This window comes from uncultured Psychrobacter sp., from assembly GCF_947500265.1.
Lineage (GTDB): Bacteria > Pseudomonadota > Gammaproteobacteria > Pseudomonadales > Moraxellaceae > Psychrobacter.
This window is the reverse complement of the sequence record NZ_CANMRN010000012.1, coordinates 77,356-90,306: the sequence shown is the minus strand read 5'-3', so window position 1 is coordinate 90,306 and position 12,951 is coordinate 77,356. Positions and strand designations below refer to the sequence as shown.

General features: G+C 42.1%; 10 protein-coding genes. 6 read left to right on the top strand and 4 right to left on the bottom strand.

Annotated elements, in window-relative coordinates:
- Nucleotides 1–395 precede the first annotated feature (395 nt).
- A complete protein-coding gene (locus Q0788_RS13570) occupies nucleotides 396–1,448 on the top strand; it encodes a 5'-nucleotidase (RefSeq protein ID WP_298811560.1) in 1,053 nt (350 codons plus the stop codon).
- Nucleotides 1,449–1,488: 40 nt separating this feature from the next.
- Nucleotides 1,489–2,094 carry a rhomboid family intramembrane serine protease gene (locus Q0788_RS13565; protein ID WP_298811558.1) on the top strand — a complete coding sequence of 202 codons (606 nt, stop codon included), beginning with the start codon at nucleotides 1,489–1,491 and terminating at the stop codon, nucleotides 2,092–2,094.
- A 57-nt stretch (nucleotides 2,095–2,151) separates the two neighbouring features.
- Here Q0788_RS13565 and Q0788_RS13560 read toward each other — a convergent pair whose 3' ends face one another.
- The 3 genes from Q0788_RS13560 to Q0788_RS13550 form a co-directional block, all read right to left on the bottom strand.
- A complete protein-coding gene (locus Q0788_RS13560; RefSeq protein WP_298811557.1) occupies nucleotides 2,152–2,700 on the bottom strand; it encodes a hypothetical protein in 549 nt (182 codons plus the stop codon).
- A gap of 161 nt (nucleotides 2,701–2,861) precedes the next feature.
- Nucleotides 2,862–4,730: a sodium:solute symporter family protein gene (locus Q0788_RS13555; RefSeq protein WP_101205297.1), complete on the bottom strand. Its 1,869-nt coding sequence runs from the start codon at nucleotides 4,728–4,730 to the stop codon at nucleotides 2,862–2,864.
- Between the two features lie 4 nt (nucleotides 4,731–4,734).
- Entirely contained in the window at nucleotides 4,735–4,995 is a 261-nt protein-coding gene (locus Q0788_RS13550) for a DUF4212 domain-containing protein (protein ID WP_101205298.1), read from the bottom strand.
- Nucleotides 4,996–5,749: 754 nt separating this feature from the next.
- Here Q0788_RS13550 and Q0788_RS13545 point away from each other — a divergent pair.
- A complete protein-coding gene (locus Q0788_RS13545) occupies nucleotides 5,750–7,246 on the top strand; it encodes a sodium:alanine symporter family protein (RefSeq protein WP_201569605.1) in 1,497 nt (498 codons plus the stop codon).
- Nucleotides 7,247–7,382: 136 nt separating this feature from the next.
- Here the strand turns inward: Q0788_RS13545 and Q0788_RS13540 are convergent, their stop codons facing one another.
- The gene (locus Q0788_RS13540) at nucleotides 7,383–9,020 is read right to left on the bottom strand and encodes an electron transfer flavoprotein-ubiquinone oxidoreductase (protein WP_298811562.1); all 1,638 of its coding nucleotides are present in this window, start codon (nucleotides 9,018–9,020) and stop codon (nucleotides 7,383–7,385) included.
- A gap of 551 nt (nucleotides 9,021–9,571) precedes the next feature.
- Between Q0788_RS13540 and Q0788_RS13535 the strand changes: the two genes are divergently transcribed.
- From Q0788_RS13535 to Q0788_RS13525, 3 genes are all read left to right on the top strand, one after another.
- Nucleotides 9,572–10,369, top strand: a complete 798-nt coding sequence (locus tag Q0788_RS13535) for a DUF1285 domain-containing protein (RefSeq protein WP_298811549.1) — start codon at nucleotides 9,572–9,574, stop codon at nucleotides 10,367–10,369.
- A gap of 209 nt (nucleotides 10,370–10,578) precedes the next feature.
- Complete coding sequence (gene murI, locus Q0788_RS13530; RefSeq protein ID WP_298811547.1) at nucleotides 10,579–11,568, top strand: glutamate racemase; 990 nt, start codon at nucleotides 10,579–10,581, stop codon at nucleotides 11,566–11,568.
- A gap of 171 nt (nucleotides 11,569–11,739) precedes the next feature.
- On the top strand, nucleotides 11,740–12,747 hold the full coding sequence (locus Q0788_RS13525; protein ID WP_298811544.1) for a DUF4062 domain-containing protein: 1,008 nt from the start codon (nucleotides 11,740–11,742) through the stop codon (nucleotides 12,745–12,747).
- The last annotated feature ends 204 nt before the right edge of the window (nucleotides 12,748–12,951 follow it).

Here is a 12,951-nt window from a genome sequence, read left to right as displayed (position 1 = left end):
GGGATGAATATCTTTGTGATTAAGGCGATGGCACCGCACATTAAGCTGAGTGATATGTTCCGCGGGGTGGCACCATTCATTGTCTCTGATGTAATCCGTTTGGTTATCTTAGTGATGTTCCCTGCCATCTCGCTTGTGTTGCTCGGGTAGGCGGAATATAAACTGAATCTAAACCATAGCTTATAACGTTATTGTATGAAGCCATATTGCTAATAAAGCAGTGTGGCTTTTTTATTGACTGATATTTTGACTAAGAATTAAGAGAGGGCAGTTTTACAAACTCACAATCTATGACGCTGCATGGTGATAACTTTTCTTAATGTTATAAAGGCATGTGAGTGTAGTAAACTGGTTTTCATTCATTTTCCTATATAACTTTATAAGTAGAGATAGTCATGGCTGTCGATTTTAGTAATACGCTTATCGTCGCAATTTCTGCGACGGCACTTTTTGATTTGACTGAATCGGAAAACTATTTGCTAGAGCTGCTAGAGCAACGACCTACAAGTGCTATAAAAGAGTTTAGGGAGTACATGACCGAACGTGAAAATGATCCCTTGAATATTGGTGCAGGTTATCCGTTGATCAAAGCGTTACTAAACCTAAATAAGTATTCTGATAATAGCGATGGACAAGATTCAGACATTGAAACACCATTGGTCGAAGTCGTTATCGTCTCAAAAAGTAGTCCAGACACTGGTATTCAGGTACTTAATGCAATTCTAGAACATGATATTAATATCTCCCGTTCGGCTTTTGTTTCAGGTAGCCCAGTAGCGCCTTATATCAAAGATTTCAACGTTGATCTGTTCTTGACCACCAATCGCGAGGATGCTCAGCAAGTGGCGGATGCTAATATCTGTGCCTGTGCCATACTAGACGCCACGCCTGTCAATACTTATGAGTTGGACACTGAGCAGCTGCGTATTGCCTTTGATGGGGATGCAGTGCTTTTTGATGATTCAGGTGAACTGCTATATAAACAAAAAGGACTGCGAGCCTTTCATGACCGTGAAGTACAAATGCGTGATTTACCGATTGAAAAAGGCCCTTATGCTGAATTGTTGATTAAATTGTCAAATCTGCAAGAGCGCCTGCCTGCTGGTTTAAAATACTCGCCAATAAAAATTGCGCTGGTGACGGCGCGTAATGCACCAGCTGACTTGCGTGCTATCAAGACGTTGCGAGAATGGGGCGTGAATGTTGATATGGCGTTTTTTTTGGGAGGATTAGAGAAAACAGCGGTACTCAGAACATTTGCGCCGCATATCTTCTTTGATGATTCCATCAAGCATATCGACGCAGCACGTCGCTTTATTCCTACGGCCTTGGTTCCTTATCATTCGACGTCATTATTGCATGGTGACAACTATTTGACTGCTGATGAGGATGCATCTTTGTTATCATTCAAACCTGCTGTGCATCCATTGTTTGCTGTAAACCATTAAGTAGGTATAAAAAACCTAGGTAATAAGGATAGGATGGTATATGAATTGGCAGCAGTTGCTTCACTTAATTGTCGTACGAATAAAGCAGGTCATTGGACTTTATGCTTTTGTGCTTATACCGATGTGGGGCATGTTTTTTCTAAATGAAGTGGTCTTATTTGGTATGTGGAATATCTTTGGTATTGTACCGCGTGCTTTAGATGTAGGTAGTATGATAGGGGTATTTGCTTCATGGACCATGCATGGCAATTTGTCGCATTTGACTGGTAATACGGTGACGCTATTACAGATTTTATTTTTGTTTGGACTGTTTGAGAAGAATGCTTATCGCACGGTGATTAAACTGGTGGTCGCCTCAGGACTGGTCACTTGGGTTATCGGGTCGCCATCTTCTATCCATATTGGCGCATCAGGGCTTTGCTTTGCAATGTTAGGTTATATGATAGGCGGGGCTATATTTGCGCGGCGCTGGGGTTATCTGATTGCTTGTATTGTTATGGGGACTGGCTATTGGCTGACCATTAAGCAAGGATTGATGCCGCAACAAGGTATCTCATTTGCGGCACATTTTGGTGGTTTGTGCGCTGGGCTATTGCTAGGAGCTAATTCAAAGCATACTTATTCAGCCGCTTCTCAACGCTATTAAAAGCGAAGTACTATCAGTGTTTAATAAACCAGCATCGTTGTACTAAGCGTTATTGGATTAGACGTTTGTATCAGTACAGATTTCGATAAATAAAGGATCATCTGTAGTCAGCTCTCGCCATGCAGTGGTCTGTTTAACATGTTCATCCACCGTGAGCGTGCTGTCTTTTTCTGGTATAACGTAATCTGCACGCGCAGGAACACTGCAATCGATAACTTGTGGAACTTTCTCTACACTTCTGCGTCTTTCAAATAAATATAAATTGAATAAATATATATTTGGGTTGTCTACTTGCACACTAGCATTTCCAGTATCGGCAGCGATAAAACGTAATATTTGTGGTTTAGCATAAGACCATGGACGGAACCATTCCGTGCTTTCTGCTGTTTTGACAACTTCTACGCCTTCTGGCAGATCTCGCACTTGTTGACCATACCAGCTGTATTCCTGGTTTATCTGAAATGCAAACATCCCAATAGCAGCAAATAAGGGAATCAGCCATTTAGGTGCACGTTTGCCTGCCAGTTTGCTGAGGTGAGTTATGATAAGTGCTAGTCCAGCCATACCAAATGCGGCAGCGATGGTAGCGATAAACTCAAAAAGCATAAAATATTCCTTAATGCGTTAGATGTGTCTAATTGAACCTATTAGATAAAGTAAAAATCTAAAATTTAGTTATTATAGCTATAGGATAAAAAAATCACCCACAAGCAGCTACTGCCTGTGAGTGATATATAGTAACAGAAGATATATCCTCAGTTGTGAGCTTAGTGGTCGACTGCACCGCCAGCGCCACGTGGAGAACGTACGCTCTCAACCAGCTCTTGAATATGTGCTGGTGGTGGCGCAGTAGCATAAGATACAGCGAATGCTACGATGAAGTTAAGCAATGCACCAACTGCACCAAATGATAGTGGTGAGATACCAAATAACCAGTACTCTTCAGTATCAGGGAAGTTCGCTGTACCACTGATGAAGAACCAACCTTTGAACATAAAGATATAGACAAGAACGACTATTAAACCAGTCAACATACCTGCAATAGCGCCAAGATTGTTGATGCGTTTAGAGAAAATACCCATCATTAACACGGGGAACAATGAAGAGGCAGCAATACCGAAGGCCAGTGCTACGACCTGTGCGGCAAACCCTGGCGGATTCATACCTAAGTAAGTTGCTACTACAATCGCCACACCCATAGTGATACGAGCATATTTTAGCTCTTGTTTATCAGTGATATTTGGGTTTAAGTTACGTTTGATCAAGTCATGACTGATGGCTGATGAAATTGCAAGCAGTAGGCCTGCAGCGGTTGATAGTGCTGCTGCCAAACCACCTGCAGCAATCAGACCAATAACCCATGGTGGAAGCTGTGCAATTTCTGGATTCGCTAGAACTAAGATATCAGCGTTAACATCAAGCTCGTTACCTGCCCATCCAGCGTTAGCAAAACGACCATCAAGCTCTGCATCATGTGCAATACGAGCGGTTTCTACCGCTGCAGTTGCTGCAGCAACATCGCCACCGTCAGTTTGAGCAGTATTAAGGGCGATCTGAGCAGCACCTAACCCACTATCACTGTACAACTGAATACGACCATCATTGTTTAGATCGTTATACTTGATAAGACCTGTTTCTTCCCATGTCATCATCCAGTCTGGACGTTGATCATATTCTAGAGGCGCTTCTGCAACCCCTTGTGGGTAAACGGTGTCAATTAGGTTTAGACGAGCCATAGCACCTACTGCTGGAGCAGTAAAGTATAGTAGCGAGATAAATACCAGTGTCCAACCTGCTGTCCAACGTGCATCAGCCACTTTAGGTACAGTGAAAAAACGAATGATAACGTGTGGTAGACCTGCTGTACCGATCATTAGCGTCAAGGTAAATAGCACCATGTTTAGCTTGTTAGGAACATCAGCCGTATAAGAGGCAAATCCTAAGTCAGTCACAACTTGGTTAAGCTTAGTCAAAATAGGGACACCTGATTCGACATGGTTTGAGAACAAACCAAGGCCTGGAATCGGGTTACCTGTCAACTCAAGTGAAATAAAGACAGCAGGAATAGTATAGGCAATCATCAGAACCACATACTGTGCAACCTGCGTATAGGTAATCCCTTTCATACCACCAAGTACGGCATAGAAGAAGACAACAATAGCCGCAATGATAAGACCAGTACTGCTCTCAACTTCTAAGAAGCGCGAGAATGCAACACCAGCACCGGTCATCTGACCGATAACGTAAGTGGTCGATGCGGTAATCAAACAGACCACAGCAATCATAGCAGCCGTTTTTGAGTAAAAACGATCGCCGATAAAATCAGGAACCGTGAACTTACCGAACTTACGTAAATAAGGCGCTAAAAGCATCGCTAGCAGAACGTAACCGCCAGTCCAACCCATCAAATAGGTAGAAGCGCCATAACCACTAGCAGCAATAAGACCTGCCATTGAGATAAATGACGCCGCACTCATCCAGTCAGCAGCTGTTGCCATACCGTTAACGACCGGATGGACACCACCACCAGCAACATAAAATTCACTGGTTGAACCAGCACGAGCCCAAATCGCGATACCGAAATAGAGAGCGAAGGATAGACCCACAAAAATAAGATTAATTACAAATTGACTCATGGGGCTATTCCTCGTCTACGCCATATTGTTTATCTAACTTATTCATACGCCAAGCGTAAAAGAAAATTAGGATGATAAATATACCAATGGATCCTTGCTGAGCAAACCAAAAGCCCAGATCAGTACCACCGATTTTGATACCAGCTAACAATGGACGAAACAAGATACCAAAGCCATATGAGCATAGCGCCCAAACAACCAAGCTGCCGAGAATGAGACGAATATTGGCGCGCCAATATCCAGATGGATCGTTGTGGTTTTCCATAGGACAACTCCTTTTGTCTTACCTAAAAAATATCAACCATATAAAAAGAACTGCGATTATTTCTTACTACGAAAAGTATAAAAAATAGTAAGGTACTGCTTTATATAGTGAAAACGATGATGCGTGATAGTACGTTTAATGCTCGATAGTTCTCTACTTCAAATAAAAGTAGTTGACTATTTAAGCATCGTATTGACCTAAACCATCGAATGGCAAAAATAACGTTTCTTGAGGAAGACAGAAGGGTGGACTATCCAGTGTCTTTTTAACAATCTCGTCTTCCTGACAAGAGTTTTAATCTTTTTAACACGCTAACCTATTGTACTGCTTGATAGCTTCGATAACCATAAAACAGTCTAAACGGATATAGAATTCATATTAGCACGGTTTAATATAAATAATTGCAAACTACTGCGCATGAACAATAATTAAATTACTAAAAATTAGTTTGCTTAGCCTTCATTGAAAAACCCGACGTTACGGAAACGGTACGGCAACCGTGTAATTTGTGCGATTAAATTATCACTTAATTTATTCTATATAAGATGAAACATAAGCATCATTTATTTTAAAAATAATTATATGAAGTTGATAAGTAAACGTGATGGTCGCATGTCGCTCAATATCTATATCATGCACGTGTCTTTTTGGTATCAGATATTTTGCGCAGAGTCTTATATAGACCATGGCAATCAAAATATGATATCGATATGAAATTTAAGTAACGCGTATAAAGAATGAATAAGGAGCCCATATGAACGAAGGGATAGTAGGTTGGTTTAATAACATCGTAAATTATGGTGTCGGTATTATCTGGGGTAACAATGACTGGCTGATTGCTAGTAACCCTTGGTATGGATTACTGATGTTCTTACTAATTGGTGCGGGTCTCTACTTCACCATCGTGACACGTTTTATTCAGTTCCGTCATTTTGGTCATATGTGGAAGTTGCTACGCGTGTCCAACCAAGGACGCAAAGACGGTGGTATTAGCTCATTTGAAGCATTGATGACGTCGCTGGCCGCGCGTGTTGGTACTGGTAACTTGGCAGGTGTGGCAATCGCGATCTATTTGGGTGGCCCAGGTGCTGTATTCTGGATGTGGATGACGGCACTGGTCGGTATGTCGACCAGCTTTATAGAGTCAACCTTAGCACAGGCCTACAAAGTACCGCACAACGATAATGTGTACCGCGGTGGCCCTGCTTATTATATTGAAAAAGGCCTAGGCAAACGCTGGCTCGCTGTGTTTTTCTCATTATGTTTGTTAGTGGCCTTTGGTTTGGCATTCAATGGCGTACAATCCAACACCATCGCTCAAGCGACCAATGAAGCCTTTGGTGTGCCAACGTGGATGACAGGTTTGGTACTGGTAGTACTGGTAGCGCCAGTGGTATTCGGTGGTTTGCGCTCAGTAGCTCGTATCGCGGGTAAAATCGTACCAGTGATGGCCATCTTGTACATCTTGCTAGCGCTATTCATTATCGTGACTAATTTTAGCCAGTTCCCAGCGGCGATCGCATTGATTGTAAAATCAGCATTTGGCTTTGAGCAGGCGGCAGGCGGTGTCATCGGTTATGGTATTGCGCAGGCGATGATTAACGGTATCAAACGTGGTTTGTTTTCTAACGAAGCAGGTATGGGTTCAGCACCGAATGCTGCAGCAACGGCAAAGAGTCATCCTGATCACCCAGCAGTGCAAGGTTTCATGCAAATGCTAGGCGTATTTATGGACACCCTTATCATTTGTACCGCGACGGCGTCGATTATTATCTTGTCTGGTGTGGTCGACCCTAATGTCGAGCAAGAAGGTATTCAGTTAACTCAGTTAGCCTTATCACAGTATGTGGGTGACCTAGGTGTGGTGTTCGTGGCGATTGCGATTTTCTTCTTCTCATTTACGTCTATCATCGCCAACTACAGCTACGGTGAGTCAAATCTTGAATTTATCTCTGGTGCCAAAAACGCTAAAGTGATGATTATGATTTTCCGCTTCCTAGTGTTAGGTATGGTATTTATCGGCTCGGTTGCTAGCCTACCTGCTATATGGAACTTTGCTGACCTATCTATGGGGCTAATGGCCTTAGTCAACTTAGTGGCTATTTTGCTCTTGTCTCCTGTAGCGCTAAGAATACTACGTGACTATGAGCGTCAGGTAAAAGAGGGTAAAACAGGCGATCAGATTAAGTTTGATCCTGATAACTTTGTAAAACTCAGAGATGAAGCCAACCGTGACGCTTGGACAGACTAAGTAGCATTGATTGGTAAAAGTTGCTTGTTCTAAGCATTAAAAAACCGCCCGACTCTTATGCAGAGAAGGGCGGTTTTTATTGGAGTACAGTTTTAATAATATTAACTGTACTAGCTCAAACCAGAATTATCCTGATTTACATGTTTGGATAGTTAGGACCACCACCACCTTCTGGCGTTACCCAGGTGATGTTCTGCGAAGGGTCTTTGATATCACAGGTCTTACAATGCACACAGTTCTGCGCATTGATGACAAACTTAGCACCTTCAGCATCTTTGACCACTTCGTATACACCCGCTGGGCAGTATAAACGTGCCGGCTCAGCGTACAACGGTAAGTTGATTGAAATAGGTACCGTCGGATCAGTAAGTTTTAGATGCGTTGGCTGATCTTCTGCATGGTTGGTATTAGAGATAAATACTGACGACAATTTATCAAATACCAACTTCCCATCAGGCTTGAGATAGGTTGGTTGATAAGCATGGTTAGCACGTTCCAACTGATCGTAATCTGGGATATTGTCATGCAAAGTAAATGGCATTTTACCTTTTAGCAAGTTGTGCTCGATAAAGGTGAAAGCGCCGCCCATGAACAGACCCATACGGTGAATCGCAGGTGAGAAGTTGCGCGACTCATAGTTATCTTGATACAACCATGACTCTTTGTACATTGTGCTATAAGCAACCACTTCATCATGCTGACGTTCAGCTTGCAACGCCTCAAAAATAGCTTCAGCTGCGAGCATGCCTGACTTCATCGAGGTATGTGTGCCTTTGATTTTTGCTGGGTTTAAGAAACCAACGTCATCACCTACCAACACACCACCTGGAAATGTGAACTTCGGTAATGAGTTTAGACCACCTTTGGTCAACGCACGTGCGCCGTAAGAGATGCGCTTACCGCCTTCTAAAACATTTTTGATAACAGGGTGCGTTTTCAAGCGCTGCATTTCATCAAAGGGAGACATATAAGGGTTGTGGTAAGACAAATCAGCCACAAGACCAAAGCTTACTTGATTGTTTTCATCAAAGTATAACCACCAGCCGCCAGTAGAGCCAGTTTCAGTCAATGGCCAGCCAAGACCATGCATGACAACACCTTGCTCATGCTTTTCAGGCTCAACTTCCCATAGCTCTTTTAGACCGATACCATAATGCTGAGGATCAGAGTCTTTATCTAGATCAAAACGGCTGATTAAGCGTTTGCCTAAATGTCCACGGCTACCTTCGGCAAAAATAGTGTATTTGGCAAGGAGCTCATAACCAGGCTCAAAGCTTGGCTTGGCTTCACCATTGGCTGCCACACCCATATCACCAGTTAATACACCTCTGACCGAACCGTCGTCGTTGTATAAGATATCATCGGCAGGGAAGCCTGGGAACATCATGACTTCAAGCTCTTCTGCCTGTACGGCCAACCAACGAACGACATTACCTAGCGAGACAATATAGTTGCCATCGTTGTGCATCGGACCTGGAATCAAAGAGTCAGGCACTTTAGTTGAGCGTGTGGCAGAGTTTAAATAATAAAAACGATCTTCTGTCGCTGGCACGTTAAGCGGTGCGCCTTTTTCTTTCCAGTCAGGAATCAGCTCATTTAGAGCGCGTGGCTCAATGACTGCACCAGACAACGTATGGGCACCAAACTCAGAGCCTTTTTCGACCACACAAACCATAAACTCATCATTACCAGCTTCAATAGCGAGCTGGCGCAAACGTATGGCAGCAGACAGACCTGCAGGTCCACCACCAACGATGATGACATCGAACTCCATTGATTCGCGTTCGACTTCAGGTTCCGCGGCAACTGGCTCTACGACTGGTTCTGCTTTATCTAGCGTTGCGGTCTCTGTCGCTACTGGTGCGTCAGCATTCACAGTATTACCATCGATAACTGGCGTTTGATTGTCTTGCTCTTGCATACCTACTCCTAAACTTTTAGTGGCTTATCTCAGGGCATCATTAGCTTAACAACTGAATAATAGACTTGCGGCGCTAACGTCACTCAGACATATGGCTGCCCGATAAAACTGTCTTTGCGGCATCAATTGACCCGTCATGATTAATACCAATTTATCTAAGGATATCAACGCATAACGTAAGATGTGTCATCAATACAACACCCACTTGACCATTTCAATAAAAAATCGTTACTCATTATAAAAGAAAAGTCCTACAAACACGATACGCATTTATGAGTATCGATGCTAAGGTAATGTTAAGAAAATGAGGTTGTTATAACGATAAAGTTTCATCATACCTGAAACTAAAATTTATAGTAATAATAGATAAGCCAAACTTTGAATACTAAATAAAGGGATTAACAATGAATAACGATAATAATAGCACTGAAGACAGCCATGAGAGAATAGTGGAAGCACCGACCAGTAAGACTTCTAGCCTAGGCAGCTTAGATAATTTGGATGCACTAAGCCAGTATATTAAGTCTACGAAAGGCACTCGCGAAGGGCGTGCGATACCACCACTTGAAAAATGGCATCCTAAAGATATTACTGATATGGATTTGACTATCAAGGCAAACGGAGAGTGGTGGCATGAAGGCGGACAAATGACCCGTGAGTCACTGGTCAGCTTGTTTGCCACGATACTATGGAAAGAAGAAAATAACGGCAATACTGAGTACTTTCTAAAGACCCCTGTACAGAAAATCCGTATCCAAGTTGAAGATGCACCACTTCTGATCAATGATGTTGGTATTGTCCATGAAGATGATATGAGTTGGTTGGAGTTTACAACGACGACAGGGGATGTGGTTCGCTTAGACGATGAGCATCCGATCGTATTAAAGGCGTATAACTCTAATAAGAGCGATTCTAATGACAGCGACTTTAGTGAAAGCGACTTTAATAACAGTGACTTTAGTGAAAGCGATCAAACGAATCAAGTGAGTACCGCTGACGATGTTGCAGATTCTCAGGAATTAGCATCTACAGAACAGGTACGCCCTTACATGATGGTTAGAAATGGATTGACTGCGCTTATCGGGCGTAATACTTTTTATCACCTAACTGAAATTGGAGCGTTATCAGAAGACAATGGTAATACGATATTAACATTACAGAGTGGTGGCCAATCTTACTCATTATCGATGCCTACTGAGTAAGTATTATGTCTATCTATCAATTGCTGTATGCCGATGAATGCTATAATTTTATAATGTCGCTTGATTATCTATTGGGTTGAAAAATTATTATTGTATAAAGGTAGTCGATAGACAGCCGACGTAGAGTAACGCCATACACGCAATATATATAGCACGTTTAATGGGGTAATGAGATTAATGAATAATATAATAATGGCATTAGCATAAAGATGGATATCAAAAACCAGACAGTCGGAAAACTCAGACCGTGTGTCGATATATCTGTTAACCATAGTCTCAAAGCTATTGATCTAGTAGATGTCAATAAACATGTTGGTAACACAGTTGTAAGCGATAAAAACCGTAGCGCGCCCATTGGCGTGTTTGATTCTGGTGTTGGCGGTTTGTCTGTTTATTTGCATTTAGCACAGCAGCTGCCTACTGAGCGTTATGTATATTATGCCGATACGCTAAATGTGCCTTATGGCAATCGCGACAGCGAAGATATTGAAGCACTAACACTAAAAGCCGTAGAGTGGTTACATAAGCAAGGCTGTAAGCTAATAGTTATTGCTTGCAACAGTGCTTCAGCATATGCGCTAGATACCGCCCGACGCTGCTATCCACATATACCTATTGTGGGTCTTGTCCCTGCACTAAAGCCTGCGGTATTGGCCAGTAAGAGTGGTCATGTAGCGGTGCTAGCAACCAGAGCGACTTTGAATGGCACTTTATTAAATGATGTTATTGTCAATTTTGCTCAACCTAATAACACAGTAGTCACTAAGTATTTTGATCCGCAATTGGTTCCTTGGGTAGAAGCAGGTATGTCAGAACAAGACGAGACAGCCGAAAGATTACGTCAACAGGTACGAATATTTGCTGATGAAGGTGTCGATCAGTTGGTGTTAGGATGTACGCATTATCCATTTTTTAAGACATTCTTATTAGATGAGATTGCACAGCAGCGGCTGTCAATACAAGTTATTGATTCTGGTCAAGCGATTGCTGAACGGGTTAAACAGCTATTGATTGCAAACAATTTGTCTGCATCATTGATGAGTGAAAAACGAGAAAATCTGACACAAAAAACCAGTAATAAAAATACTATTACTAGACCGCCATTAACTTTTCACGCCACTAAATATAGTGATAGACTATGCGCTTTAGTTGAGCGCTTACTCGGTACAGACATGGCATTGCAATACTACTCTCACTAGTTATTATCAAAGCTAGTGATATCAATACGCTGTATGCAACGCTGACTCAGTTAAAATAAATTGAGTGCATCTTTTTAAGCTAAGAGTATGCTAGGCTGAGCAAGACAAGATTTTTGTGTTCTATTTTACATCCTATCCTTTTTATGTCACGACCTACGCTTAGAGGTAATTGTGCCGAATCGTCGCTATCATATTCATATTATATGCGCTGACAATGACCAGTTGTTGGTTCTAGACAGCTTAGCGATATTTTTTCAGGCGCGCGCATTTCTGACCTATGATGTTTCTAGCAAATTATCTAAAGCCTCTTTTTATGGGCGCCAGTGTATTGATTCTTGTGATTACGCAGTCATGATCGTTGGCGACAGCTACGGGACTGTGCAAAAAAACGGCGTTAGCCAAATGCATTTGAGTTATCTAAATGCCAAAGCGAAGCTCAAGCCGCTAATTGTGCTGGTCAAAAACCACTCTCCAGACGCTGTTATCAGCCGACAACTTCAAGAGTTCATTAAGTTAGTCACCAAGCAAGATAATCAGCTACATTACTATGATACGGAAGAAGATATTGAGCCATTGCTAGTACAGGCTCATTATAATGCAGTCGCTAACAATAAAATGATAGGTGGCTGGGTCAGAGCGAACGACGAAGAGAGTACGACTAGTAAAAAGGTCGTGTATGAGAAGACCGTCGATATATTACCTAGTACTACCGAGGTAGAGAAAAACAGTGCTGATGAAGAAGATTTTATATCGGATAAGGTTAGTGAGCCAATTGAGTTAACGGAGTTTTTTGAGATTCAATATAGTGCTCAAGCTTATGAGGGCGGTAATCTAACGGACGTGACCCGATCACTAACCCTCTCGTGGCACGAGATACTCATGACCCTCATGAGAATACCGTCTACTTTTTCGAGCTATGGCTTGCAAAATGCCATCAATCGTTTGATTACCGCTAAAGCGGAAGTAGACATCAAAAAAGAGATGCCAAACGTTCATGCTGTCTCACGCTGCCAAATCTCTCAAGCTGATATCAATAATTTGCAACGTAAGCTAGTCGGTGCAAATTGGATACAACTAATGACTTATGGCACGCGGGTATCACAAGAGCTATGGAAGCTTACCTTCTACGCAAAAAACCTACTGCAAAATCATACCTCAAATACGAATAAACAAGACTAGTAATTATTTGCTAGCGTACTCAATAATAGTTATCTAAAACGTTCATTTTGGCATCACGACTACGTTTTGTAATACAAAGCATACGTGCAATGCTTGTGAATCTTCCTCAGACCCGTAATAATAAAGTCAGTTAGTTAGCAGTATTAACAACGTTAACTATTTTAGAATGAGAACTATAATATTAATAATTAGGGAGAGCGTACG

Excerpts from the sequence above, each read along its gene's own strand:
- Q0788_RS13545 (WP_201569605.1), top strand. The coding sequence starts at position 5,750 with ATGAACGAAGGGATAGTAGGTTGGTTTAATAACATCGTAAATTATGGT.
- Q0788_RS13535 (WP_298811549.1), top strand. The coding sequence starts at position 9,572 with ATGAATAACGATAATAATAGCACTGAAGACAGCCATGAGAGAATAGTG.
- Q0788_RS13555 (WP_101205297.1), bottom strand. The coding sequence starts at position 4,730 with ATGAGTCAATTTGTAATTAATCTTATTTTTGTGGGTCTATCCTTCGCT.
- Q0788_RS13560 (WP_298811557.1), bottom strand. The coding sequence starts at position 2,700 with ATGCTTTTTGAGTTTATCGCTACCATCGCTGCCGCATTTGGTATGGCT.
- Q0788_RS13565 (WP_298811558.1), top strand. The coding sequence starts at position 1,489 with ATGAATTGGCAGCAGTTGCTTCACTTAATTGTCGTACGAATAAAGCAG.
- murI (WP_298811547.1), top strand. The coding sequence starts at position 10,579 with ATGGATATCAAAAACCAGACAGTCGGAAAACTCAGACCGTGTGTCGAT.
- Q0788_RS13570 (WP_298811560.1), top strand. The coding sequence starts at position 396 with ATGGCTGTCGATTTTAGTAATACGCTTATCGTCGCAATTTCTGCGACG.
- Q0788_RS13550 (WP_101205298.1), bottom strand. The coding sequence starts at position 4,995 with ATGGAAAACCACAACGATCCATCTGGATATTGGCGCGCCAATATTCGT.
- Q0788_RS13540 (WP_298811562.1), bottom strand. The coding sequence starts at position 9,020 with ATGGAGTTCGATGTCATCATCGTTGGTGGTGGACCTGCAGGTCTGTCT.